This is a genomic window from Neorhizobium puerariae (genome assembly GCF_042429745.1).
In the GTDB taxonomy this organism is placed as follows: Bacteria; Pseudomonadota; Alphaproteobacteria; order Rhizobiales; family Rhizobiaceae; genus Neorhizobium; species Neorhizobium puerariae.
In genome coordinates, this window is record NZ_JBHMAA010000018.1 from 1 (window position 1) to 25,795 (window position 25,795).

Below are 25,795 nucleotides of genomic sequence, written 5' to 3' on the forward strand. Positions count from 1 at the left end.
AACAAACCTGTCCAGCGGACGGAGAAGATTTAGCCGATCGGCGAAAATGCCGGTCAATAACCAACCGAACCCAAGGAAAAGCCGCCAGTTGGACGCGTTTTGCCCCTTGTGTTCTTTCATTGGAGACCACCATGAACAAAATGCTCGCCGCCGCCGCGACGTCACTTCTATTGATCACGACGTCCGCTTTCGCCGAAGACGCCGACCCGCATGTCGTTTCGGTAGCAACGGACGCTCAGTTCGTCGCCACAGGCAAATCCTATGACGTCGACTTCGGCGACCAGAAGTTCCGTCTCGACTTCAAGTCCGCGAAGCAGATGATCTTCACCTCGCCTGACGGCAAGAACACGGCAACGGTCGACATTACGGTGACACCGATCGGTAACGACGTCTACATGATCTATTGGTCGCGGCGTGCCGGACAGCACGTCGTTCACGTGGATGATTTCCGGAACGGCGTAGCCTATACGAACATCTTTCTGCCCGACGGCACCGCTTCTCGACGCAAGGGGACACTGACTGAAGTCAAATAGAGTTCGTCTTGGCGGCTCCGTCGCGACACGCGGCGGAGCCACGTTCAAGCAGGCCTGGCTTTGTAGGACTCGGTAACAAAAGGTTTTAAAGCTCTTAACCGCAACCAGTTGTTACTTCGTGCCGAGGCTTTCGTGCCTCTGAGACGGCGCCCTGTGCCTGCCAGGCGCTGACGCGCTGGCCGGTCCCGTCTGTTCAGTCAACCGTCTTGCATGTTATCTGTACCGACGTACTCTTGAGGCTTGATAAGGATCGTGCCTGCCTATGGACGTCGCTCAACTTCGAACCCTCGTATGCGTTGCAGAGATGGGCAGCCTCGCGAAAGCCTCTCAGAAACTGAATGTCGTCCAGCCAGCGCTCAGCAGACATATCAAACTTCTGGAGGAGGAGCTTGGTGCGCGGCTTTTCAGGCGCCATGGGCGCGGCATGGTCACAACCGATATCGGTCTGGAAGTTGTCGAGCATGCAAAGGCGATTTTCGGGAAGATCGACGAAATCAGGCAATGCACGGCGGCTGGACTGGCTGCGCGCGGAGGACTTGTGACGGTCGGCCTGACGGCAAGCATCTCCACCATGATCGGCGCGGCGTTAATCCAGCGCGTCGAACGGGAACACGCCGGCCTGACGCTGCGCTTCGTCTCTGGATTTTCCGGCACCAACCTCCAATGGCTTCAGCGCGGTGAAGTGGATGTTGCGGTCACCTGCGATCCCGAGCCGACGAAATCGCTCCATCTGACACCATTGGTCCGGGAAGAGTTTTTTCTCGTGGAGCGCGCCGTCCACGGAAAAGAACCGAGGAAGCGCGTTCGTTTTCCCGATCTCGTAACCGAGCAACTCATCCTTCAAGGCACCAAACGGGGTATCAGGACCACGATCGAGGAATGCGCTCGCAGCGCCGGCGTCTCGATCTTGCCGAAAGTCGAATCCGATACCTATCACTCCATCATGAATCTGGTCCTCCAGGGCGTAGGAACCAGCATTCTGCCGCTTTCAGGGATTGGAGAACTGTTGGAAAACGAGATCGTATGGGCGTCGAAAATAGTCGATCCCACCCCGTCACGCATCGTCGCGGTAGCCTATTCGGCCGAACGGGAAGTGAGCTCCGCGACAAGACTGGTCGCCGGCATCATCCGCGATGTTTCGACGGATCTCGTGGAGGGCGGTATCTGGAATGCAAGCATTCTGGCCGTGGACGATAGTGCGGCCGTTCAGGAATGAGCGTCAGCGCTTTCGCCCCGTCCGACGCGGTGTCAGCTTGGGGAAGATGACGCGGTGAGGTATTTCCACTCTCACCGCACCATCCGCTTCCAACAAGAAGTCCCGCCACAATTCAAGGGTCAGGACAGCCACACCTCCTGGAAACGCATGTTATTGTCTGGTTCGTTGTGTATGACATACCCTTGCAACCGCTTGTGGACGGCTACGAACTTGTTCTTGAAGTAGAGATTGATGTAGCCGAACTCGTTCAGCGCCAATATCTCCATTTCATTGACGAGTTCGCGCCGTTTCTGGATATCCAGAGTTCGGCTCTGTTGTGCAAATAGCTCGTCCACGCGCGGATTGCATGTACCGGCGTAGTTTTCGGCTCCGTTGCAAGTATGGAAGGTCGCAAACAACGCATCGGGATCGTCGGCGGTAGCACTGATGATCGTCGTCGCGACTTCGAATTCGCGGTTATTCATGATCTCCAGATATTTGGCCGTCTCCTCAAGACGAATCTTCGCATCGATGCCTATCTTGCGGAACTGATCCGCCAGGTAGACGACGCGCCCCTCATGGGTTCCGGCATTCTTGCGGCCGGTGATGACCGTCTTGAAGCCGCTTTCCAAACCGGCGTCCTTGAGCAATTGCTTGGCTTCCGCCAAACGCGCTTCCATGTTGGGGCCGTAGCCGGGTTGCTGCGCGAGCACATTGGCTGGCAGAGCCCACTGTCCTGGTGCCAGGAAGCCTGTTACGGAGCCCGCGCCATTATACACGACCTTCAAGGCATCGGCATGGTCGGTGCTCAGGGCAATGGCTTTGCGGACGCGAATGTCGTTGAATGGCGCCTTTTTGGAATTCATCACGAAGGAGTCGCCATTGAAGTTCACCGCTGACAGCACGTTCACCGTACTGGCCGCCGTCTTCTGCAGTTCCGAGGCGATGCTGGGTGGGATGTCGATATCGATCAACAACTGCCCGGTTTTCAGATAGAGGGCGACGGTTCCGCGATCGGGCACGACATAGACGGTGATCCCGTCTAGATAGGGACGGTTCGGAACATGGTAATTGGGGTTCCTCACCAGTTCGACACTGACGCCGCTATTGGCGGACTTCAGCATGAACGGACCGGACCCGACGACGACACTCTTGGTGTTTCCCTTTGCATCCAGAACGTGTTTTGGCGCAATCAGACACCAGGGGTTTGCAAGCGCGCTGAGAAATGCAGCACTAGGTCGTTTCAGACGGAAGACAACAGTATAGCTGTCGGGAGTATCGATCGCATCCACGACTGTGAACAAATCCTTGCGGACGCTGACGGTCCCTTCCGGAGGATTGCGGATCGTTTCGAACGTGGCCTTCACGTCCGCCGAGGTCAGGGGCTTGCCATCGTGAAACTTCGCATTCTCGACGATCTTGAAAGTGAAGGCCAAGCCATCCTGGGATGCCTCCCAGGATGTAGCCAGGTCGCCGACGATGCGCGAGGGATCTTTGGGGTCCACCATCACCAGAGCATTGTAACAGGGACCGACCACGCGTAGCGTACGCCCGGTGGTATTGGAAAAGATATCGTAATTCGGCGGGTCCCCGGAAGTCGCGACAGACAGTATCCCTCCCTTGGCTGGGGCAGCCTGTCCGAAACCTGCCCCGGGAAACGCCGCAGATACGGCTCCGCCCACGCCAAGGGCGGTCATATTGAGCAGCATCTGCCGCCGATTCAAAAAAAATGATGGATTCATTCGCTCCTCCCTTGTCGAGCATTCTACGTCAACCCAGCCTGCCGACCAGCTCGGGCCTTGCGGGATGAGCCAGCCGTCAGAGCGGCGCGAGATGCGGCATCGTGCAAATCACCGGGTCGACGAAACGTAGCGGCATTTTCTTCCCACGGATTAATCCGTCTCAGCGGACACGATTTGCAGCTGCGAGCCGTTGGGATCGTTGATGCTTACCACCGTGCGTCCACTGGATTCCACCAAACGCGGAACGCCGCGGAACTCGAAGCCCTTTTCCTTCAGTTCGGAATAGGTCTTTTCGAAGTCTTGCGCTCGAAGCGCCAGGTGGCGCAGCCCAGCGGGGGTCCTGTTGCCCTGCTTGTCAACACACGGCCGCAACTCGATGAACGGTTGATCAGCCCCTCCGGGAAAACGGATTTCCACAGTTCCCCGGTTGCCGTTATCCCGGATAATCTCGAACCCCAGCTCGGTTAGAAAAGTCACAGTTTCGCTGAAATTCTCGACGGCGATATCGATATGATCCAATCCACTGAACAAGGCCACGTTTCTCCAGATCGTGGATGCGTCACGCTCCCGATGCATCCAAACTTTGAATTGCTGTATGACAGGAATGGAATTGCGCCTTGCCCCAGGTTCGCACCCGGCGACCAACCGCGATCCCAGCTCCTCCCTTCGCGTTATATTCGCCTGCGAAGCCCCAGCGTCTATTAGAATGTGATGATGGCTGTCTTCAAAAAATAGTATTTCCAGCCACAGCCCTTGGTGTGACAGAAATATTTCCATCTGATTATGCGTGAACGATGTATAGAATGAGCAGAGATGGAACGGCATGAGCCAGCGAGAAGAATTTCATAAACTCGATGACGAATCCGACGGGCTGAGGCGCGAGCTCGCGCCGGGGCTGAATACCCGGATATTCGCCGGCGAACATGTGATGCTTTCAGTGGTAACGATTGCCCCGAATGCCGAGGGCACGGTGCATCATCATGTGGAAGAGCAATGGGGCCTGATGTTGGAGGGCTCGGCTATGCGATTTCAGGGCGGAGAAGAAATCGCGGTGGCGAAGGGCGATTTCTGGCGGACGCCCAGCAACGTCCCCCATACGCTTAAGGCCGGTCCGCAGGGCGCGCGCGTCCTCGACATCTTCAGCCCACCACGCGAAGCCTATCGCAAGGCTGGGACCGGGTTCGGACAAAGCTAGGCGGCGACGACGTTTCGTGCGGCTGGGAATATCCGCGCCAAACGGATCGCGCCGGTCGGCCGCTGAGCATCCGTGCACTCGATGCGGTCATGCATGCAAATACGAGGGGGGGGAGGCACGCTCTCATCCTCGCTCTTTGCGCGATGCAGCCTGCCGGCTCCGGCGGGCAGGAGGAAGGCCATTTCACGCATGGATTGGATGCGCGTCATAGCCTTGTGAATTGAGGAGGATTCATTGCAGCACTTCGAGACCATTGCTTCTCGGGCGATATCGGCTGTTGGAGGCAATCCCACATCTTTCGGTGGCCGGGAATGCTGAATTACATCATCCGGCGCCTGCTCGTGTTGATGCCGATCCTGTTCGGCATATCGGTCATCGTCTTCGTCATCATGAGAATGCTGCCGGGCGATGTTGCGCGAATGATCTTGGCGGGAGGTGAGGATGGCAGCAGCGCCACATCCGCCAAGGCGGTTGCAGCGTTGAGGGACCAGCTTGGCCTGAACAAACCCATCATCATGCAGTATTTCGACTGGATCGGCGGAATCCTCACACTCGACGCCGGCAATTCCCTATGGAGCGGCCGGCCGGTTTTAACCGAGATTTCCGAGCGCCTTCCGCTGACGCTGGAACTCGCGCTGATGGCGGTCGCGCTTTCGATGTTGATTTCGATTCCGATCGGCGTCTATTCGGCAGTCCGCCAGGATAACTGGGTCGATTACGTCATCCGATCCGTTTCGATAGCCGGCTTGGCCATACCGACCTTCTGGGTAGGCACTATGCTGATCCTTGTGCTGACGCTGCAATTCAATTGGGCGCCCCCACTCGGCTACGTCCCGTTTACCACAAACCCCTGGGTCAACATTCAGCAGATCATCTGGCCTGCTTTGGTTCTAGCCTTTAGCAATGCCGCGCTTTTGTCGCGCATGACGCGATCGACGATGCTGGACGTGATGCAGGAAGACTATGTGCGTACGGCCAGGGCAAAGGGCCTCAAGCCATGGGTCGTCATGCTGAAACATGCGTTGCGCAACGCGATTCTTCCAGTTCTCACCCTCAGCGCCATCGAACTCGGTACCTTGCTGAACGGGACCGTCGTGCTGGAGACGATCTTCACGTTGCCCGGTCTTGGCCGGTATCTCGTCGACGCGATCTACAACCGCGACTATCCGGTGGTGCAGGCGATCATCCTTCTCATGGGCGTCATCTACGTGATCATGAATCTGATCGTCGACATCATGTACGGCGTCTTCGACCCTCGCATCCGTTACGATTGAGGAACAGCTGACATGATCACAACGGTAGCTCAAAATACTGCGGAGCAAGCTCTCTTCCGGCGGTCCCTGTGGAGAAAGGTATATCTCTTCGCGCGTCGCAAGCCGCTTGGCGCCATCGGTGGCGTTATCATTCCGGTCTTCGCCCTCGTCGCATTGTTCGCCCCGGTTCTTGCTCCTCACGACCCCTATCTGGTCAACTCCGCGAACCTGCTGGCGCCGCCTGGCCCCGAAAACTGGTTGGGTACGGACGAATTCGGAAGGGATATTCTCAGCCGACTGATCTACGGTGCCCGTACCTCGGTCTATGTCAGCTTCATGGCCGTGGGGATCGGCACCACCACCGGCGCCTTGCTGGGCCTGATCAGCGGATTCGCCGGCGGCAGGTTGGATTTCGCGATCCAGCGCGTCATGGACATGCTGATGTCTTTTCCGACCCTCATTCTGGCGCTTGCTATGGTGGCCGTGCTGGGGTCGAGTCTGGAGAACGTCATCCTGGCGCTCGCGATCGTGATGCTTCCAGGCGCGGCCCGCGTCATTCGATCCACGACGCTTTCCATCCGCGAGCGGCCCTACATCATGGCGGCCCGCAATCTCGGCCTCACCAATGTCCGGATCTTGCTGGTCCATGTACTTCCCAATTGCATCGCGCCTTTCATCATCCTGGCCACCGCAGGGTTGGGATCGGCCATCCTTTCGGAGGCTTCCCTCAGCTTCCTGGGGCTTGGTACGCCGCCGCCCGAACCATCCTGGGGAGCCATGCTGAGCGGCAAGACGCAGCGTTACATGATCCAGGCACCTTGGCTGGCCATCGCACCCGGAATGGCCATCACCATCGTCGTGTTCGGATTCAACTTTCTCGGGGACGCTTTGCGCGACGTGCTCGACCCGCATCAAAGCGGTCGATGAAGATAGAGCTGGGCCGGCTGGATCGCTGGCTGCGAAGGATGAAAATGCTTACCCGCAAGTATGGAAATTTATCGCCGTCACACGTCACGATAAACGATTTCAAGTTCCGGCAGGGGACGACGGAGGCAGGACAATAGTGAACGAAGCAGTCCTTAAAAGCGGCATGAATGATATGTCGAGACAGGCCTCTAAGCAGCTCCTGTCGGTTCGCAACCTCAACGTCTCCTTCAGGTCGTCCGATCCGAAGGGAGGAACAGTTTGGAACCGGGTCGTGAAAGACCTTTCCTTCGACGTGGCTTCCGGAAAGACATTGGCCGTGGTTGGGGAATCGGGATCGGGGAAAAGCGTCACCTCGCTTGCGATCACGCGCTTGCTCGATGCACGCAAGTCCTGCGTTAGCGGTGAGATACTGTTCCAAGGGCAGTCTCTGACGGCGATGACCGACCGCCGCATGCGCAGACTGCGAGGCTCTGACATTTCGATGATCTTCCAGGAGCCGATGACCAGTCTCAACCCGGTCTATACGATTGGACATCAGGTGTCGGAGACTCTCATTGAGCACCGTGGATTGAGCGCACAGGCGGCGGAGGCCGAAACCGTTCGTCTTTTTGACCGTGTGCGCATCCCATCGGCTCGGGCGCGTCTCAAGGACTTTCCGCACAATTTCTCCGGCGGCATGCGCCAACGCGTGTTGATCGCCATGGCGCTGTCATGCAATCCGAAGCTCCTCATTGCGGACGAGCCCACCACCGCGCTTGACGTTACCATTCAGGCCCAGATCATCGAGCTGATCAAGGAACTGCAGGACGAGACAGGCATGTCCGTTCTGTTCATCACACATGACATGGGGGTCGTCGCGGAAGTGGCGGACGAAACGCTCGTGATGTTCCGAGGTGACGCGGTCGAGAACGGTCCGACCGGCGAGCTGTTCGCAAACCCGCAAAAACCCTATACCAAAGCGCTGCTTCTGGCTGTGCCGCGGCTCGGCTCCATGAGCGGCATTGAGCGGCCGATGCGCTTCCCGGCCCTCGACAAGGCCACGGGAGAGGCCGATACACCCCGAGAGTCGCCGGACACGGTGGACTGGGAAAACGAGCCTTTTCTGCGTGTTTCCAACCTGGTCAAGCGGTTCGAGATTCGTGCCGGTCTGCTACGCAAGGTGACGGCTCGCGTTCATGCAGTGGAAAACATATCGTTCGAACTGAGGCAGGGGGAGACCCTGGCACTGGTCGGAGAGTCCGGTTGTGGCAAATCTACCGCCGGGCAGTCGATTCTTCGATTGCAGGAACCCACGGCCGGAAACGTGGTGTTCGAGGGAATCGATCTACGCAGCCTCGCCGCAGACCGGCTAAGGAGCATGCGCACCGAGATTCAGATGGTATTCCAGGACCCCTATGCGAGCCTGAACCCGCGCATAAGGGTGGGCGACGCCATTGCAGAGCCGATTATCAGCCATGGACTGGGGGATCGTGCATTTGCCGCCGCGCGTGTCGCGGAACTCCTTGAGCGGGTTGGGTTGAGTCCGGACATGATGTCCCGCTTCCCGCACGAATTCTCCGGAGGCCAAAGGCAGCGCATCTCCATTGCCCGGGCGCTGGCGGTCAAACCCAAGCTGCTCGTCGCCGACGAGGCGGTATCGGCACTCGATGTGTCGATCAAAGCGCAGGTGGTCAATCTTCTGCTGGACCTGCAGGAACGGTTGAAGCTCGCCTATCTGTTCATTTCCCACGATATGGCCGTCGTCGAACGCATAAGCCACAGGGTGGCGATCATGTATCTCGGCGAGATCGTCGAAATCGGACCGCGTGCTGCGATCTTTCGGAGCCCGCGCCACCCCTACACGCGGCGACTGCTATCGGCGGTCCCTATCCCTGAACCCTCGCGCCGACATATGCGACGACCGACGAGCAGCGACGAAATCAAAAGCCCGATCAGAAGCGCCGACTACATACCACCGGTCCGGGGCTACAGCGAGGTCGGGCCGGGACATTTCGTCCAAGACTTCGGCAGCGAATGGTCGACATCCTTCTAAATCGCCTCTCAATCCCTCGAACCTAGGAGTTTCCATGTCCGCTTATCTGAATGGCATCGACCATATCGAAATCAATGTCGACGACCTGGAGGAGATGGTTGCATTCCTCAAACGTGTCGGCTTCGTAGAGACCCGCCGGACCGCCCACACCGGGGGCTCAGTGGAACTGCGCTTTCCAGGCGGGCTCGACGCTCCGATCCTGGAATTGAACGAGTCCGCCGACGAGCCGAAGGGTTTCCAGCACATCGCGATACGCACGACCGACATCGATGCCTGCTATCAGGAGTTCGTCGACAAGGGTTTCGAGTTCCAGCGGCCGCTGCTGCCTGCCGCCTCCAGCGGTCGTCGCGTCTTTAACCTGAAGGACCCCGAAGGCAAGAAGCTCCAGATCGCGACGCCCATCGATCTCGAACAGGCCGCTTCATGACGGTGGCGGATCTGAATAGCGCGGAAGGCATCGCACTGCGCCAGGAGATGCTGTCCTACGACAGTTGCCTGATTTCCGATGCCCTCGAACGGCTGGGGCTGCCGCCGGGTATTACCGGAATAGGCCGGCAATCGACCCGCCACCGCATTTTTGGCGCTGCCGTAACCGTTGCCCTGCAGAGGCACGACGGTGCGGTTGCAAAGCGACACCTCGGCACCGCCGCGATCGATATTGCCGCGACCGGCCGCGTTATCGTAGTGCAGCACACGGATCGTAGCGATTGCGCCGGGTGGGGTGGTTTGCTTTGCACGGCAGCTCGAGCGAAGGGTGTGGCGGGGATCGTGGTCGATGGCCTGGCGCGAGATATCGACGAGGCCGAGTTCCTGGATATGCCGGTATTTTCGCGTGGCGTCACGCCGGTTACCGCTCGCGGCCGGGTCTCTGAGATATCGACCAACGAGCCTGTGACGATCGGCGGCGTGAACGTTCGGCCTGGTGATTTCATTATTGCCGACGGTAGCGGCGTCGCAGTCATCCCTGCCGATCGCCTGTTGGACGTGGTCAACGTCGCGCGCGAATTTCTCGCGACGGAGAACGAGATCCGTACGGCTCTTGCCAGAGGCATTCGCATCAGTGATGCCATGGATCGCAGATACGAGATCATGCTCGCGCCTGAATAAAAAGAGTGATCAGCGGTTCCGCGTTCTCGACTCCCGGCAGCATGGCGTCTCGCCATGCTGCTTGAAAAGCCATGCTTTTTTCAAACAAACCTCAATGAGGGCATTCCATCATGACTCCCGGTTTCCGTGTCGGCGCCTCGCGCCCCTCCGTCAACCTCGAACTCGTCGCCAGATATCAGAATATTCCGGTCGCATGCATAAGCGATTCCATCCACCGACTGTCGGCCGGCGGATCGCGTTTGAGACCAATGGGCACGTCGCGGATGGTAGGCCCGGCATTTGTGGTCAGGACAGCGCCCGGAGACAACCTGATGGTCCACAAGGCGCTCGATATCGCTCCTGCTGGAGCCGTACTCGTCGTGGACGCCGGCGGCGACCTCACGAATGCCATTCTTGGGGAACGCATGGTGAGGATAGCGGCGGCAAGGGGGCTGGCAGGAATTATCGTGAACGGCGCCATTCGCGACTACGATATCCTTCGCATTCACCCTTTGCCTGTCTTCGCGGCTGGAGTAACGCATCGCGGGCCCTACAAGAATGGTCCAGGAGAGATCAACTACCCGATTGCTCTTGATGGTATGGTGATCGAAAGCGGCGATCTGATTGCAGCCGACGAGGATGGCATCGTTTGCATTGCCTATCGCGATGCGGATGAGGTTTGCGAAGCGGCCGAACGCAAGGCACGCCACGAAGCAGAGAATGCTCCCGAACAGGAAGATCGCGGCTGGATCGACAAAGCGTTGCATGATCTAGGCTGCGCAATGGACACGGAGTACAGCCTGCCGCATTTCCGTAGCTAGGGTTTACTCACCATGCAGCCCTATCCTGATGCGGATCGGCGGTGTTGAGAAACGGGTATACCAACCCATAAGGTCCGCATATGCCGCAAATCACGGAGACTTGCGGCCCTGGAAGAATAGCAGGCTACACCCGTGGAGCGCTTCTCCCATTCATATTAGATCGTATCCGTAGCAATCGAGCTGCTCGGCGCTGCGGTAGCTCAAGGAAGTGAGCTCTTCCACAGGGAGGGCATGCTTCGCACTCGGCAGCGCTTCTGCAAAAGCGCCTTCAATTTGGAAATGTCATCTCCATGGGATGAAGCCGGCGCTGTCCAAGCACAAGAGCCGCTTTTGCAAGAAGGCAATGCCGGCGCGAGTAGCGCCGGCGCGTAATTGCCTGAATGAATTAGGCCGCGACGACCTTGTCCCTGAAAGCGATCGAGCCGGACGAGGGAACCCATAATAGTGCATCTGCATCTTCGAGCCGGCGGTGGGTCTCTACCTTAGCGATCGCGTCGCCGGCTTCGAGTTCATATTGGAAGCGGGCACCGAGGTAGCTTCGTGAACGGATTCTCGCGCTGAGCACGGTGCCGTCCTCCTCAGGCGCCTCGGACCGGCTTGACAGAACCTGCATGCGCTCGGGGCGAACGGAAATCCTGACTTTAGAACCTTGCGCTATGTCCTTTCGGACGGCCACCTTAAGTTCCGAACCGTCCGAGAAGCGGACCGTGGCATTGCTTCCGGTGAGACCAACGACAGTCGCTGGAAAGAAACTGCTGGTGCCGATGAAATCGGCCACGAAGGCTTCTGCCGGGTTCTCGTAAATTTCCTCAGGTGTCGCGATCTGGACGATACGCCCTTTATCCATGATGACGATCCGATCGCTCAAAGTCAGCGCCTCGGCCTGATCATGCGTTACGTAAAGCGTCGTCATCTTCAGCTGACGCTTGAGTTCGCCGAGCCACACCCGCGCGCGTTCACGCAGCTTGGCGTCGAGGTTAGAAAGCGGCTCGTCGAGCAGCAGGATAGACGGCTTGTAGACCAGGGTGCGGGCAAGCGCCACACGCTGCTGCTGGCCGCCAGATAGCTCGTGTGGATAGCGGCCAGCAAAAGGCTCCATCTCGACCAGTGCAAGCACCTGCTCGATCATGCGGTTTCGCTCGACCTTGGGAACCCGACGAAGTTTGAGCGGAAAGGCGACATTGTCGAAAACCGTGAGGTGCGGCCACAACGCATAGGATTGGAAGACGAGCCCGCAATTGCGGTCCTCAGCCGGGAGGAACACCTTCTGCGCCGAACTGAAGAAAACCTTCTCCGTCGTACGGATGGTGCCTTCGGTCGGGCGGTCCAGGCCAGCGACGGCCGCCAGGGTGGTCGACTTGCCACATCCGGAGGGACCGAGCAGTGTTACGAACTCACCGTCTGCGATGTGGAAATTGATATCGCGTGTGGCATGGAACGAGCCAAAGTCGCGCGACATGTTCTCGATGATGAGCTCAGTCATAGATGTTTACCTTCAGGACCTTCTTAGCAATGGCGATGAAGAGGATGGTCAGGATGATCTGGATGGTGGCGAGCGCCGAAAGCGGCCCCATATCGCCGAGGACCCAATATTGCAGCAGCGTGGTTCCTATGACTTCACTGCCCGGTGCAATGAGGAAGATCGCGATCGAGTATTCCTTGAGAAAATGGATGAACAGGATCGCGAAACAGGAGAACAGGGCCGGCCTCATCAGCTTGAGGATGACTGCCGAGACGGCGGTAAGCCAGTCTGCACCCATGACCCTGGCGCTGCGGTCGAGGTCCGGTCCGATTTGCATCAGTGTCGGCGACAGACTCGCAAAGGCGGTCGGGATATAGCGCATCGTATAGGCGAGGATCAGAATCCAGACGCTGTTGCGCAGCCAACCCACTGGCGGAATGAAGACCATCATGTAGAAGAAACCGATACCGGCGATCAGTCCAGGAATGGCACGCGGGAAAAGCGCGATATATTCGAGCGGGCGCCGGTAACGGAACTCCGATCGGTGGATGATGAGCGTTACCGCGGCGATGAAAACCGTTGCGATAGCGCCGCCTACGACGGCAATCATGACCGTGTTGGCAATGGCGCGCATATTGGCCTCGGATGCGAGGACACCACGGAAATTGTCCAGGGTGAACAGCGGCCAGATAGGCATCAGGGGGGTCAGGAACCGGGTGAAGGCGCGCAGCACCAGAATGCCGAGAGGCAATACGATGAAGAAGAACGTATAGCAAAACAGGAAGGCGAACGCGACCCAGCGTAGGTTTCCAAGGTCGAACAGCCGTTTGCGAGAAGCTTTGCCCCCGACAGTCACATACTTTCGCGTATTTCGCAGCAAGCGCCCCTGAAGGAAGACCAGCAACGCGACGATGATCAACAGCAGCACCGCCGCGGTCGCCACGAGACCGTAATTGGGCCGAGGCGAAGACACGCCCTGCGAATAAAGGAAAGTGGTGAACAGCGAGATGCCGCCCGGCTCGCCGAAAATCAGCGGGATCGATAGCATTTCCAGGCTGCTGGTGAAGTTCAGCACCGAACCGTACAGAATCGCAGGGGTCAACAGCGGAAGGGTGATCGACCACAACGTTCGCGCCGGTTTTGCCCCGCAGGTGCGCGCCGCATCCTCCAGAGAGGGGTCGGAGAGCGTGATCGAACCCAGGCAATAAAGGGCCGCCAGGGGCGCCTGCGAAATGCCGGCGACGAGCGACATTCCCCATAACGTGTAAAGATTCCACGGCTGGAAGCCGATGATCGATTGCACCCACATGGTCACATAGCCGGCAGGGCCATAGATGAGAAACCAGCCGAATGACAAGATGAGATGGGAGATCAGCAGCGGCCAAAGCAACATATCGCCGAAGAGCCTGCGCCCCGGCACATTGGTGCGCCCAACGAGCACGGCGCACAGAACGCCGATGAACTGCGAGATGACCGTCGACAGGAACGCGAATATGAACGTGTTCACGATGACGGTTTTGAACGGACCGGCGGTAAACAGATCCGTGTAATTCTCCAATGTCAGCTTCGCGTTGGCGCCCTCGTACAGTGGGCGGTCCAAAACCGACTGATATATGAGCGGCAGTATAGGTCCCGCGACGAGCACGAGCGTCAGGACAGCGATGCCGTATTGCAGAAAGACGGAGCGTGCCGGATGGCGCAGGCCTGTGCGTGCCAGATCCTGCCGCGGAGCCTGAGCCCTGCTAAAAGTCTGTGATGCTGATGGCAGGCTGACCATAGCAAATCCTCCTGAAGGGACATGAAGGACCGGAGCCGGTCCTTCAGTTTAGTTTTCGGCCACAGTCCGGTGACTGATCAGACGCCGTTGGCTTCGCGCCACCGGGCGACGAATGCCTTGGAATCTTTGACGAGTGCTGGATCATAGCTGACCATGATCGCATTCTTCTCGCCGATCGACTGGGTAATCGAGGCATATGTCTCACCGCCGCTGACCGCTTCTGCGGTAATCGAGGGACGGAGCGGCGTGCGCGACCCTGCGGAAAGCGCCTTTTGGCCGGTTTCCGAAAGGGCGAAATCAAGCAATAGCTTGGCCGAGTTCACACTGGTGGATTTTTTCGGAATTCCAAGGCCGCGGAAGACCATCGGCGTGCCGTCGTTGATGTAGCTCATCGCGACGATCTGTGAACGGGCCGGATCCTTGGCGGCCATACGGGATGCAGCCGAGCCGCAGAAGTAGCCGAGCACGTATTCGCCCGTCGTTACCTTTTCGACCATAGGGCCGGCAGCACGCTCGAAGCGCGTGGCAGGTCCAATCGTCCGATACCAATCCCAGACCTTGTCGCCATGGTGTTTCGCGAAGAAGAAGTGGGCGTCGTGACCATAGGACGTCAGATGCGCACCATAACTGGTAAGCTTCTTGTTGAAGATCGCCGGGTTTTTCTTCACCTTCTCGACCAGGTCGGCGAAGCTCGCCGGCCATAATTCCTTCGGCAGCAAAGCCTTGTTCCAGAAGAAGACAAGCGGATCGAGAGCCGACGTATAGAGACCCGGATGCGGTTTGCTCCAGGCCGGGAAAGCCGCAGCTTCCGGTGAACTGTAATCCACGATCTCGTTGCGCGCGATCATATCGATCCAGGACGAGGGTGCGACGGTCATCAGCAGGTCGGCCGAGCGGCTTCCCGTCGATGTCTCCGCGAGATAACGTTCCATCGCCTCGCTGCCGTTGACGTCCAGCGTCTGCGGCGTGATCCAGGGGTATTTTTCGCGGAAAGCCATCAGCAGCGGCTTCCATTGCGAATCCGACATATTGGAATAAACGATCAATCCGGACTCCTTGCGGGAGCCTTCGATGATCGAACCGTAATCCGCAGGATAACCCGCGGGCGTGCTTTGCGCGCGAGCCGTCGCATGAAGCGTCAAGGCGGTAACCGCGCCCCCTGCCCCCAATTTCAGGAATTGCCGTCTGTCAAACATTTTTTCCTCCCAGTTGACAAACCCGTTAAAGCGCGGCTGTAGCCGCGCTACCCTTTCCACTCCGTCGAGTGGACAAATTCTAATCCGGCCTGCTCCAGCGCCGGGCGCATTCCGTAGATGTCCAGCCCCAGCTCTCCGGCTGCAAGACGGTTGCGCTTCGAGGCCTCATTGTCGTGGCGCTCGCGTGCAGCCGCGAGCGTGTCCTCGGCATCGGCCTGATGGACGATGGTCACGCCGTAGGTGGCGAACTCGTCGACAAACGGTGCGGCAAGGCGCGGGATATCCGTGACGACAACGTTGAGCACGCTCATCCCATCACCTCTACGGCCTCGGGATAGGTGCTCTGGTATGCTTCGCCATGCGTCATCGGCTTGCCGCTGTTACGCCCGCCCTGCATGCCACGGTTCAGCGCTACACGTTCGTAATAGTCCCACAAATGCTTTTGCGCCGGCAATTGCTCGAATGCGCGCCGCTTGATATCCCAGACGGAAGAAATGTTCAGGATTCGGTCCGGTACAAATCCGCATTGCTCGGGCTGATGCGGCTCGAACATGAAAACCTGCGGCGCGCTATAAACCGGTTTGTCCTCCGGCTTGTGGCCCGCTGCCTGGGCAATGATGCGGGCCTCGTTCGAAAAACGGACGGCTTCGGGGTGGTCGACGTTGTAGGGGTCCGATTTCGAATGCGACAACACGAAGGACGGCTTGACGTCTCGATAGATATCGATGAGCCGATCAAGCATCGCATCCGTGAGGCGCAACGGATAATCGCCCGCATCGAAGAACTCGATCTCAGCGCCAAGGATTTCTGCAGCTTTCTCGGCCTCCGACTGGCGCTGTCGTTTGCATTCGGCGAGCGTCATGCCTTCCTGGCGCCAGGCGCCCTGGCTTTCGCCGCGCTCGCCAAACGACAAGCAGACGATCTTCATCCGATAACCGAGACCGGCGTGCAGCGCGATTGCACCGCCGGCGCGCCACACAAAGTCACCCGGATGAGCCGTGACGACGAGACCTGCCTTATCTGTGGCCATGAATTCCTCCAATCAATACCGTCTGCTTTCGAAGGAAACCTTGCCTTCGAAGAGTTTGCGTGCGGTTCGATAAAACGAACCGTATTCGGCTTCCCAAGCGTCACCGTCGTTGCGGACGTCGGCTGAGACCGTCAAGACTCCGGACGGCATTCCAAGCTTCAGCGGCGCATCTGCTGAAACCGCCTTGGTGCTTTGCGCCGGGATGCTCCCATCCATACGCATTGCAACTGCAGCGCAGAGCGATATCGTCAGCGGCAGCGCCTTGTGCGGAAGACCGTTGGCGATGATCCGCATGTTGACGTCCATGTCTGCGGCGTGGAGCTGCTCGCCGGACAGTGTCGACATGTCCATCGATGGGCTGACAAAGCCGACATAAGGAACGACGGGCGAGTTCTTCGCCGCTTCCAGGTCCGGAGCAATCCCCATTGCGACGGACCCCGCTTCGCGAATGGCAGCCAGACGCTTTAGGATATCCGGCCGGCGCTCTATTTCGTCGGGCAATTCCGCCCCCCCAAGGCCGATATCCTCGGCTCTTACGAAAACACATGCATTCGCGGCATCGATCAGGCTCGCCTCAATCCGGCCAAGCCCCTCCACTTCCAGCACGTCGACAACGTTGCCGGTCGGCAAAAGCTTACCGGTCGTGGCACCGCCGGGTTTGATGAAATCTAGACGGATGGGCGAGGCGGTTCCAGAAACGCCGGGGATGGACAGATCGCCGGAATATTCGGGCATACCATCCCTGGTCTGGAACGTGGAATGAATGATCTTGTCGGTATTCGTGTTGTATATGCGAACCAAGGTTTCAGCCCGGCGGGCTTCGAGCATGCCCCTTTCAATGGCAAAGGGACCGATGGCAGAGCTCATATTGCCGCAATTACTCTTGTAATCGACCTTCGCATCGCGCACCGCCACCTGAGCAAACGTGTAATCGACATCTGCGTCATCCCGATCGGAAGGAGAAACGATACAGACTTTCGAAACCGCCGTTATGCCGCCGCCCATGCCGTCCAGCTGGCGCGCGCCAGGGTCAGGACTGCCCATGGCGGCAAGGAAGATGGCGTCCCATTCTGCCCTGTCTTGCGGAAGGTCGCGGCGATCGAACATGATCGCCTTGCTGGTGCCGCCTCGCATGAAGATCGCGGGTAAGCTGTTCAATGGCATATCTTGCCTCCTCAACCCCTCGTCGTCTCAGCTGTCACTGAATGACTGACTCGTCGCGCAGCCGCCTGATATCTTCCGAACTGAAGCCTATAGCGCTGAGAACTTCCTCGGTGTTTTCCGCAAATTCCGGAACATGGCTGTGGGGACGGGATGCAGTGGGTATGTCGGACATCTTCAGCGGCAAGCGCGGGAGCTTGGCTTTCTTTCCACCCGGCAAAGTGGTTTCTGTCATCCGCCCCTCGAAGTTCAGATGCGGGTCCTCGAAAAGATCACCGGGAACGGCCGCCAGCCCGACCGGGCACCCAATTGGCGCCAGCGTTTCGATCAGTTCATGCGCGTTCAATCCGGCGGCAATTTCCACGACCATCGGCCGCAGCTTCTCCTTGTTGTCGCGCCGCAATTCATTGGTCTTGTATTCCGGCATTGCCAGCAGATCTTGACGGCCGAAAGCGGTACAGAAGGCCTGCCATTGCTTGTCGCTCGTCACTCCAATGAAGACACTGCGGCCGTCGGCAGTCTCGAACGTCTCGTAGATCGGCCAGGAGCGTTCGCGAACCGGATAAGGGAGGGCCTTCTTCCCCGTGTGAGCCTCCCCCGCCATATGTTGGCCCGTGAAGAATACCGCGGTTTCGTAAAGCGCGCTCTCGACTTTCTGCCCCTTACCGGTCACCTGCCGCTGAACAATCGCCGCCAGAATGCCGATCGCTCCGAACATGCCGCCGCCAATGTCGATGATCGATGACCCAGCCCTGAGAGGCTGGCCAAGCGGGCCGGTCATATAGGCAAGCCCGGACATGATCTGTGCGAGCTCGTCGAGACCGGCCCGGTCTTCATAAGGCCCTGGGAGGAACCCCTTCAGGGAGCAGTAGATGAGGCGATCATTGTATTTCGAAAGCTGGTCGTAACCTATGCCGATCCGATCTGCGGTGCCGGCACCGAAATTCTCGGTCACGACATCGGCGTTTTCGACAAGGCGTTTTACGATCTCCTTACCCTTATCGGTCTTGATATCAACGCCCACGCTTTTCTTGAAACGGTTGAAGTAGCCGAAGGCGCCGGCAATATGACCCTTCAGGTAACGGGTGCGGTCCCCGTTCGGCAGAGGCTCCACCTTGATGACATCGGCCCCCAGTTCCGCCAGAATCAAGCCAACGGTCGGGCCCATGGCTATATGGCAAAATTCCACGACTTTGATGCCAGCCAAAGGCAGGTGGGCTGGTTTCGCTTCAAGAGTTTCGCTGCCGGGTACGGACAGGTTCTGGAGCATTTGGGGCGCCTTATTCAATGCTATCGACGATCTGATGGATAAGGACCGCTATTTGTTCCGCGGACCCAAGGCTTCGAGTTGTGGGCTTTCGATTGGCTTTGTCCATGGCGATGGGCAGTCCTTGTAGGCGGAAGGGCCTAGCCTGAAATGCCGGGCCTCCTCGAATGTCTGTACGAAGGGGATGTTTGCGGGGTAAAGCCTGCCGCCGCGCGGTCTCGGGCCGGACTTCGGAACCTGGCTGATGACCTGACGGCCAAGGAACTCTTCGAGCAGCCAGGCCGCCTCGATCAGGATATCGAGATCAATGCCGGTATCGATGCCCATCTCCTCCAGCATGTTGACGAAGTCTTCGGTCGGCGCCATGCCGGCAGCCTGCCCGTTGCCGCAATAGGGGCAACCGCCAATGCCGCCAAGCGTCGTCTCGACACGCAGGATATCGTCGCCGTTCAGCACCCGAAGGCCCGCATAGAGGCTGGTGAGCGCCATGCCGCGTCCATTGTGAAGATGAAGACTCCAGTCGCGAATCTGCGGCCAGCGCTCGCGGATGGCGAGGATGGTTTCCTCGACAAGATGCGGCATGACCCAGCTCATGGGATCGCCCAGGCGGCAGCCGGTCACGGTCAAGCCGGCTGCGGTCCACAGGTCATGCTGCCGCTGCAGCATTTTCATCAAGTCCTCCAGCGCCACAGGCCCGGTAAAGTTGGAACCCCAGCAGGCATGCGCCGAGATAGACGCGTCCTTGAAACCGGTCTTGACAGCCCTTTCGATGATGGCGGGCCATTTGTCGATCTCGTCCTGCTGGCTGCGATTCCAGTTACGCCTGGGAAAGACATCGCACATGTGGAGACCGGTGAGCGCCAGGCTGTGACGTTCCATCTGGATCTTGTTGGTAAAAGGCGCCGCGCGCTCGCGACCTTTTTCATTGGGAATAAGCGCGGTGTAAGTAACCCCTTCCCGCGGCGTAAACCGTGCGGCGACTTCATCGGTCTTTGCCATCTGCGGCGTATACTTCGGGCTGACGAACGAACCGATGACGATCTGCTTCAGACCCGATCGCGACAAAAGATCGAGAAGTTTCACCCGCGCTTCCACCGATATCGACTCGTCCTCGATCTGAAGACCGTCGCGCAGCAATTCCTCGCGGATGTGAACGGTCGGGTATCTGGATGACATGGCTTCTCCTCGCCGGCATTTTATGACTTGCGCCACCGGCCAGCCCCCCTGGTCGAATGTCGCTTATGCCTCGAAGACCAGGATCGTGGATTGGACAAATTTCGTCCAATATATTATTTGTCACGCAATGATACTCAAAACATATCGAGAAATCGTATGGATATTCGGCACATGCGCTACTTTCTGGCTGTCGCGGAAGAGCTCAACTTTCGCCAGGCGGCCGAACGCCTTCGCATCAGCCAGCCGCCGCTCAGCATGCAGATCAAAGCGATGGAGGACGAGATCGGCGTTGCCCTTTTCGAGCGGACGCAACGCAGCGTCCGGCTGACGCCGGCAGGTGAATTCCTCTTGCCGCATGTTTACGAGGCGGTAGCGAAATTCGACCAGACCCGCGACCTCGCCAAGCTAGCTGCCCGCGGCGAAGCAGGCAGGCTTCGGGTCGGGTTCACGGCCTCGGTTCCCATGCGTGCGAGCTTTCCCGCAACGCTCAGGCGTTTCCGCGAGCTATATCCGCACGTATCCCAGGAGATTTTTCATTCCTCCACGGAAGCGCAAGTCGATATGTTGAGGTCAGGCGCTCTGGACGTTGGCTTCCTCAGGCTGCCCTACCACGCCGAAAAGGATCCAAACCTTGCAACGACAAACATCTGGCATGATGAGTTACGCCTTTATGCAGCGGCCGACAGCAAGTGGAGCAGGTCCGGTGAAATGGTGTCCATAGAAGCGCTCGCCAACGAAGCCTTCGTCACTTTCGCCGCCCGGTCAGGCTCGTTCGAACATGTCTCGTTTCTCTGCAGCCGCGCCGGCTTTCTGCCCAAGGTGACCCAGCACGCCCGAGATGGTGCGGCCATTCTCGGCTTTGTCGCGGCAGGCGTCGGAATCGCGATTTTGCCGGACATATACGAGCACACAGGCGTTTCGGGGATCATCTCGCGGAAACTGTCGGCCCCCGACACCAGAAGTTTCGTGGTGCTCGCCTACCGAAAGAGCCACTACACAAACCTCGTTGAGCAATTCGAAAGGATCGCGGTGGAGGAACGCGGATAATACCGTGTTCTGTCTAAAGGTGACGACAATCAGAGCCATATCCCCGAATGATCGCACATTCGACAACTTGAATAATTGTAAGATATCGGCAGAAGTCGATTTGCGGATATGTGCGTTCACCATCTTGACGCTGGGCCGGACAGGTTTTGCGCAACGCCGAAGCAACAATCAAAAACGCCGCGGGAGTGAGGCCGTGTGCCGCCATCGCACCCGGGCGATAGCCGTCAACCACCACGTCGGTCCCCGCGAGCAGGCCTTCGAACGCCGTTCGATCGTCGGGATGGCGCAGATCCAGCCGCGTGGAACGTTTGCCGATGCCCGTTTCCAGTTCCGCAAGCCCGATATCGGCAACGTGCGCGGCGCTGATGCGCAATACGTCCGCGCCATGTGACGCCAGGGTCCGGCTGCAGATGGGGCCGGCGATCACCCGGGTAAGATCCAGCACCCTGAGCCCCTCCAGCGGGCGGGCCGCGCGTCGTGAAGGCGCCGGCGCCGGCGCGTCGCCGATCCGTTCTATCCTCACCAAAGGCTCGGAAGCGATAAGTTTGCCTTGCGGGTGAGCCGCCCACTCGGCAGCCGTGCGCACCAATCCCGCCACGCCGCCTGCGGCGTGGACCGCATCCTCCAGCTCGCCGCCGTCCCAGCCCCGGGTCTTTTCGAAAGCCTGGACCTTGTTGTCCACCGCGCCGATGACGGAAAGAAAGGCCTGGCGATGCGGGGCGGCATTGTTCTGCAGATAGACGTAACGTCCGTCTCGGACAGGATAGTAATCCGTCCAATCGTCGAACGGGGACGGTCCGGCAACGCCATTGATCTCAAAGTATTTTCCGCTTCTGAGCGAAGCCGCCGCATGACGCGCGTCGACACCGATGCGCTGCGCTTCGCCGCCGCGATTTTCCCAGAAGCGTGCCGCCGCCAGAGCGCTCGCGGCCAGCGATGCCGCTCCGGCGCAACCGATCCTGTAGGGACTCGGAAATATCGGGTCGTCTCCAGTCAGCTCGACATCGCCATTTTCGATGCCCAGGGCCGAGGTCAGATCGGCAAGCGCCGCATGGGCGCGGCTTTCGGGCCTGCTCGTACGATCCTCAGCACCGGGGTTTTGTCTTGGAACATCCATGTTGCCGCCCTCCCAGAAGCATGTTCGGATTTCCGTGGCGGCGGATATCCACCGCAGGGACGTCGTCTCAGACGAGGTCGGTCTTATAGTCCGGCAATGGCATCTGCCACCACTTCTCCACCGGACGGTTGCCGTTCAGCCAGCGGAGGTAGGGATGGCCCGGATCATAGAAGCAGCCATGGCGGATGGACTCCAGGAACATGATCTGATTGCTGGGCACGTTGGCGAGATTGACCTCGGGACCGAGATGATGGACGAGCCACGCCCATAGCGGCGTGTTCGGTGCGCCGCGGGCGCTCCAGACTTCCAGAATGACCTTCTCGGCATCGACCTGACGCATGACCTCGAGGAGTTGCTGCTGGCCGCTTTCGTTTTCCAGGCGGTTCCCGAGCAGGGCGCGAACCACCATGCCCTCCCAATAGATATGATCGGAGCCCGCCTCTATGAGCTGGCCTATCTTGTCGACAACGGCCGATATATCGATCGAGTTCTTGTCCTTGCGGGTGTCGTCGAACTGAACCCACTTGGCGCCGACTTCGCTGACGACACCGAATCCCCTGTCCTTCAGACGCCGCACCTCGTGCTGCATTTCCGCCATATCCATCGCACCGGTGTGATTCTCCACCTCAACGATGTTGGCGCCGAGTTCGAGCATCCGATCAAGGAATTGCTCCTGCTTGCCCTGCGCGACGGCAAGTTCGTACGGCACGCCGCCGAGCTGAATGTCGACTCCGGCATTCCGGTACAGTTTCAGATTTTCACGGAATGTCTGGTCGGAAATCCATACGCCGGGAATGGTCATCTTAACCAGATCGATGAAATCGGCATAGGCCATCAATTCCGGATTGCGGGCGCCGAAGCTCGTCTCGTCGATAATCATGGTAATGCCGCGTCGACGCGGCTTTTCGCTGCGGGGCGGGAAATCGATCAGATCGTGTAGAGCGCGCATAATTGTCCTCCTCATGCGATTTCCAGCAGCGACCCACGTGCGGCTGGCCGGTTCTGATGAGCGGACAATCGGCGATCTCGCCAACGGAAGAAAGACAAGAAGATTTTGTTGGAGGTTAAGCCAGATTTAATCTAACGATCGCGAGAGGATTTTCGGGAGGCTCCATTGCGTTGGATGTCCATCGATCTACAGAGGCTGGCGGCTTTCCACTTGGTGGCCGAGCGAGGTAGCCTGCGGAAAGTTGCACAGGAACTGAAACTGACCGTTCCAGCGGTGTCGACACGCATCCGCCTGCTCGAGGAAGACCTGAAAATACGGCTCTTCGACCGTCATCCCAACAGTCTCGTGTTGACGCCGGCCGGCCGGCAGTTCCGCACCGAGATCGCCATCGTCTTCTCTCGCCTGGAGGACGCACTCAGCCTTCTCGATACCCACCGGGCACACAAGCAAAAGATACGCATATCCGCCGGCAGCAACGTGGTTCGTCTTGTGTCCCGACAGATCAATGCCTTTCTCAAGGTCAACGACGATGTGGAAATCAGTATCGAGATAAACGGGTCCGCTACCACGGCGGATCTCGTGGCTTCCGGGCAAGTGGATATCGGCATTGGCTATTTCCGCAACGCGCTGAGTGACAATCTCCAACGGCTTTTCATAATGCGGTCGAACATCGCTTTCGTCTGTGTCGAACAGCACAACTTGGCAGCGCGCCAAGACCTGTCGCTGCGAGATGTGCTTCAGACTCAGCTTGTAATGATTCCCGGGGATAGCGAGTTACGGTCATCACTCTCGCACGCATTTGCGCAAGAGGAACTCGGACCGCTGGAAATTACCGAGGTCGGAAGCTGCCAGTCGGCTTTGGATATGGCGATCGGCGGCGAAAAGATTGCGATAGTGCATGCAGCCTGCATCCGCAACCTGGACCCGCAACTGAAATGGCTCAATCTCACTGATCATAGCGATTGCCTCGACCTCTCGGTAATTTATCGCAACAGTAAGAACATTTTGATCGGCCAGCTTGCACAGTACCTCTCCCGGGACGCGACATGACCAGCTTTCCAACGACATGACGCAACCTGCAACCGTCGATATGGACGTAGCTGTCTGATAGCTCTTGAACCGGTTGCGGCGCTCCCTGGTCTCCTCGTCCGGCAGCCGGGATGGCGCTGGAAATAATCGACGGCGATCAGCCTTCGCTTGGTGCAGCCGGATGAATGAAAGGCCAGGGACTGGTTTCGGACCCCTTCTCGACCACGACTTCGATCAATGTAGGCGCATCGATTTCAATCGCCTTCTCGAGCGTGGTCTTGAGTTGCTCGGGTGAGGAAACCTTCCATGCCCGCACACCGAACGACTCCGCCAGCGTCGAGAAATCGGGGTTCTTCAGGTCCGAACCGATATAGCGGCCTTGGTAGTTTTGTCTTTGGTCGCGGAGAACGTTTCCGTACGAAGAATTGTTGAAGACGATTGCTACGACAGCGATATTGTGCTGGACAGCAGTTGCAAGTTCCTGAACGCCGAACATGAAACCTCCATCACCCGAAACGGAGATGACGCATTTGTCCGGGTTGGCGACCTTCACGCCCAATGCGGTATTGTAGCCGAAGCCGAGATTATCCTGATAACCGCAGGTGACATACTGCCTCGGGGCATAGACCGGGAAGGCGAACCGGGCGGTGAAGCCCATCTGGCTCACCTCCTCCACGAAGAACCCGTCTCGTGGCAGAACCTTGCGGATCACATCGAGATACGGCACCTGTGGACTGACGCTCTCGTAGGCTGCCCTCGCCCGGTCTTTGAAAGATGCCAGTTCCGACTCACGGTTAGCGCGTCCTTCGCCCAGTTCGTTCAAAACCGCTGATGCCGCGTCGCCGGCGTCGGCGACGATACCAACGGTTGGTTTCAGCCGCACCATTTCCGTCGGATCGATATCGATACGAATAGTCTTCAAACCCGGCGGCAGCCACCGCCAGCGCATGAACTGGAGTTCAAGGCGGCTGCCGATACCGATGAGAAGGTCGCAGGTTCGCCAGTAGTCAAATCCCGCCACGAAATCGAATGAGAGCGGATCGTCCGCCGGGGCGATACCCTTGCCCGAACGATGTGCCGTGACCGGCGCCTGCAAGGCCCTTGCGAGAGCAAGCACCTCTTCCGCAGCATCAACCGCGCCGCCGCCGACCATGATCAGCGGGTTCTTCGCTGCCTTGATGAGAGCCACGGCGGCAGCGATATCGGCCGGATTGATGAGCGGCGGGGACGCTTCCTCGCCGATCAGCGGCGCTTCGGCGACGCCTTTCTGTCCGAAAACATCCCATGGCGCCTCGACCGCCACCGGACCGGGACGCCCCGATTTCATCCTCGTGAACAGCCCGCTCATGACGCTCATCGCATCCGTTGGATGCGCGATGCGTTCGGAGGCGCGGGTCAGGCCGCGAAGCGTGGCGAGCTGATCGGGCAGTTCGTGAAGCTGTCCCCGCCCCTGACCGATCAAATGCGACATGATATTGCCGGTGATACAGAATACGGGTGCGTTCGCACCATAGGCAGTGCAGAGAGCCGCTCCCGCATTCAGCACTCCCGGCCCCGGCACAACCGTGAAGACACCGGGCTTTCCGCTCGACTTGGCATAGCCATAAGCCATGTATCCAGCGCCCTGCTCATGTCGCGTGTGAATGAAACGCAGCTTGTGGCGGTTTTCGTAAAGCGCATCGTTGAAATCGTACATATGAGCGCCGGGGATGCCAAATACGGTATCTACACCGTTGGCGATCAACGAGCGAGCTATCTTCTGGCCGGTCGTTTCGACTTCACTCATGTCATTTAACCTCG

At 58.6% G+C, this 25,795-nt stretch carries 24 protein-coding genes and 1 pseudogene; 12 read left to right on the forward strand and 13 right to left on the reverse strand.

Translation table 11 applies throughout. The features are described from left to right. The first annotated feature begins 131 nt into the window (after positions 1 to 131). The 3 genes and pseudogenes from ACFFP0_RS16660 to ACFFP0_RS16670 all read left to right on the forward strand — a co-directional run bounded on the left by ACFFP0_RS16660 (position 132) and on the right by ACFFP0_RS16670 (position 1,749). Entirely contained in the window at positions 132 to 533 is a 402-nt protein-coding gene (locus ACFFP0_RS16660) for a MoaF-related domain-containing protein (protein ID WP_377262959.1), read from the forward strand. A 304-nt stretch (positions 534 to 837) separates the two neighbouring features. Then, positions 838 to 918 (forward strand): annotated as a pseudogene (locus tag ACFFP0_RS16665) (LysR family transcriptional regulator); the annotation flags it as partial. A 153-nt stretch (positions 919 to 1,071) separates the two neighbouring features. Beyond that, positions 1,072 to 1,749: a LysR substrate-binding domain-containing protein gene (locus ACFFP0_RS16670; RefSeq protein WP_377263319.1), complete on the forward strand. Its 678-nt coding sequence runs from the start codon at positions 1,072 to 1,074 to the stop codon at positions 1,747 to 1,749. A 119-nt stretch (positions 1,750 to 1,868) separates the two neighbouring features. On the opposite strand, the gene ACFFP0_RS16675 is transcribed toward ACFFP0_RS16670, so the two are convergent. Together ACFFP0_RS16675 and ACFFP0_RS16680 are read right to left on the reverse strand one after the other, a co-directional pair. Beyond that, the gene (locus ACFFP0_RS16675; protein ID WP_377262962.1) at positions 1,869 to 3,470 is read right to left on the reverse strand and encodes an ABC transporter substrate-binding protein; all 1,602 of its coding nucleotides are present in this window, start codon (positions 3,468 to 3,470) and stop codon (positions 1,869 to 1,871) included. Between the two features lie 150 nt (positions 3,471 to 3,620). After that, positions 3,621 to 4,247, reverse strand: a complete 627-nt coding sequence (locus tag ACFFP0_RS16680) for a VOC family protein (protein WP_377262965.1) — start codon at positions 4,245 to 4,247, stop codon at positions 3,621 to 3,623. 46 nt (positions 4,248 to 4,293) lie between these two features. Here ACFFP0_RS16680 and ACFFP0_RS16685 point away from each other — a divergent pair, with 46 nt between their 5' ends. From ACFFP0_RS16685 to ACFFP0_RS16715, 7 genes are all read left to right on the forward strand, one after another. Next, positions 4,294 to 4,665: a cupin domain-containing protein gene (locus ACFFP0_RS16685; RefSeq protein ID WP_377262968.1), complete on the forward strand. Its 372-nt coding sequence runs from the start codon at positions 4,294 to 4,296 to the stop codon at positions 4,663 to 4,665. Between the two features lie 311 nt (positions 4,666 to 4,976). Further along, positions 4,977 to 5,939, forward strand: a complete 963-nt coding sequence (locus tag ACFFP0_RS16690) for an ABC transporter permease (protein WP_377262971.1) — start codon at positions 4,977 to 4,979, stop codon at positions 5,937 to 5,939. Positions 5,940 to 5,951: 12 nt separating this feature from the next. Beyond that, entirely contained in the window at positions 5,952 to 6,845 is an 894-nt protein-coding gene (locus ACFFP0_RS16695; RefSeq protein WP_377262974.1) for an ABC transporter permease, read from the forward strand. A gap of 163 nt (positions 6,846 to 7,008) precedes the next feature. Continuing rightward, the gene (locus tag ACFFP0_RS16700) at positions 7,009 to 8,877 is read left to right on the forward strand and encodes an ABC transporter ATP-binding protein (RefSeq protein WP_377263320.1); all 1,869 of its coding nucleotides are present in this window, start codon (positions 7,009 to 7,011) and stop codon (positions 8,875 to 8,877) included. Positions 8,878 to 8,911: 34 nt separating this feature from the next. After that, complete coding sequence (locus ACFFP0_RS16705; protein WP_377262977.1) at positions 8,912 to 9,304, forward strand: VOC family protein; 393 nt, start codon at positions 8,912 to 8,914, stop codon at positions 9,302 to 9,304. Beyond that, positions 9,301 to 9,984, forward strand: coding sequence for an RraA family protein (locus ACFFP0_RS16710; RefSeq protein WP_377262980.1), 684 nt, complete (start codon positions 9,301 to 9,303; stop codon positions 9,982 to 9,984). Before ACFFP0_RS16705 ends, ACFFP0_RS16710 begins: the two co-directional genes overlap by 4 nt. A 110-nt stretch (positions 9,985 to 10,094) precedes the next feature. Continuing rightward, on the forward strand, positions 10,095 to 10,784 hold the full coding sequence (locus ACFFP0_RS16715) for an RraA family protein (RefSeq protein ID WP_377262983.1): 690 nt from the start codon (positions 10,095 to 10,097) through the stop codon (positions 10,782 to 10,784). Positions 10,785 to 11,169: 385 nt separating this feature from the next. Here ACFFP0_RS16715 and ACFFP0_RS16720 read toward each other — a convergent pair whose 3' ends face one another. The 8 genes from ACFFP0_RS16720 to ACFFP0_RS16755 form a co-directional block, all read right to left on the reverse strand. Then, positions 11,170 to 12,267, reverse strand: coding sequence for an ABC transporter ATP-binding protein (locus ACFFP0_RS16720; RefSeq protein ID WP_377262986.1), 1,098 nt, complete (start codon positions 12,265 to 12,267; stop codon positions 11,170 to 11,172). Then, a complete protein-coding gene (locus ACFFP0_RS16725; protein ID WP_377262989.1) occupies positions 12,260 to 14,023 on the reverse strand; it encodes an ABC transporter permease in 1,764 nt (587 codons plus the stop codon). The genes ACFFP0_RS16720 and ACFFP0_RS16725 overlap by 8 nt, the downstream gene beginning before the upstream one ends. A gap of 77 nt (positions 14,024 to 14,100) precedes the next feature. After that, positions 14,101 to 15,219, reverse strand: a complete 1,119-nt coding sequence (locus ACFFP0_RS16730) for an ABC transporter substrate-binding protein (protein WP_377262992.1) — start codon at positions 15,217 to 15,219, stop codon at positions 14,101 to 14,103. 47 nt (positions 15,220 to 15,266) lie between these two features. Further along, entirely contained in the window at positions 15,267 to 15,530 is a 264-nt protein-coding gene (locus tag ACFFP0_RS16735) for an RraA family protein (protein WP_377262996.1), read from the reverse strand. Then, the gene (locus ACFFP0_RS16740; protein ID WP_377263321.1) at positions 15,527 to 16,249 is read right to left on the reverse strand and encodes a PIG-L deacetylase family protein; all 723 of its coding nucleotides are present in this window, start codon (positions 16,247 to 16,249) and stop codon (positions 15,527 to 15,529) included. The genes ACFFP0_RS16735 and ACFFP0_RS16740 overlap by 4 nt, the downstream gene beginning before the upstream one ends. 12 nt (positions 16,250 to 16,261) lie before the next feature. Beyond that, positions 16,262 to 17,413: a 2-methylaconitate cis-trans isomerase PrpF family protein gene (locus tag ACFFP0_RS16745; RefSeq protein WP_377262999.1), complete on the reverse strand. Its 1,152-nt coding sequence runs from the start codon at positions 17,411 to 17,413 to the stop codon at positions 16,262 to 16,264. A gap of 34 nt (positions 17,414 to 17,447) precedes the next feature. Continuing rightward, positions 17,448 to 18,680 carry a CaiB/BaiF CoA transferase family protein gene (locus tag ACFFP0_RS16750; protein ID WP_377263002.1) on the reverse strand — a complete coding sequence of 411 codons (1,233 nt, stop codon included), beginning with the start codon at positions 18,678 to 18,680 and terminating at the stop codon, positions 17,448 to 17,450. 48 nt (positions 18,681 to 18,728) lie between these two features. Next, positions 18,729 to 19,853 carry a hydroxymethylglutaryl-CoA lyase-like TIM-barrel protein gene (locus tag ACFFP0_RS16755; protein WP_377263005.1) on the reverse strand — a complete coding sequence of 375 codons (1,125 nt, stop codon included), beginning with the start codon at positions 19,851 to 19,853 and terminating at the stop codon, positions 18,729 to 18,731. Between the two features lie 171 nt (positions 19,854 to 20,024). Between ACFFP0_RS16755 and ACFFP0_RS16760 the strand changes: the two genes are divergently transcribed. Beyond that, positions 20,025 to 20,900, forward strand: a complete 876-nt coding sequence (locus ACFFP0_RS16760) for a LysR family transcriptional regulator (RefSeq protein ID WP_377263008.1) — start codon at positions 20,025 to 20,027, stop codon at positions 20,898 to 20,900. 13 nt (positions 20,901 to 20,913) lie between these two features. On the opposite strand, the gene ACFFP0_RS16765 is transcribed toward ACFFP0_RS16760, so the two are convergent. Next, entirely contained in the window at positions 20,914 to 22,017 is a 1,104-nt protein-coding gene (locus ACFFP0_RS16765) for a CoA transferase (protein ID WP_377263010.1), read from the reverse strand. Positions 22,018 to 22,084: 67 nt separating this feature from the next. After that, positions 22,085 to 22,966, reverse strand: coding sequence for a phosphosulfolactate synthase (locus ACFFP0_RS16770; protein WP_377263012.1), 882 nt, complete (start codon positions 22,964 to 22,966; stop codon positions 22,085 to 22,087). A 174-nt stretch (positions 22,967 to 23,140) separates the two neighbouring features. On the opposite strand from ACFFP0_RS16770, the gene ACFFP0_RS16775 reads away from it, so the two are divergent. Continuing rightward, positions 23,141 to 24,016: a LysR family transcriptional regulator gene (locus tag ACFFP0_RS16775; RefSeq protein ID WP_377263015.1), complete on the forward strand. Its 876-nt coding sequence runs from the start codon at positions 23,141 to 23,143 to the stop codon at positions 24,014 to 24,016. Between the two features lie 136 nt (positions 24,017 to 24,152). Here the strand turns inward: ACFFP0_RS16775 and ACFFP0_RS16780 are convergent, their stop codons facing one another. Next, a complete protein-coding gene (locus tag ACFFP0_RS16780) occupies positions 24,153 to 25,781 on the reverse strand; it encodes a thiamine pyrophosphate-dependent enzyme (RefSeq protein WP_377263017.1) in 1,629 nt (542 codons plus the stop codon). Between the last annotated feature and the right edge of the window lie 14 nt (positions 25,782 to 25,795).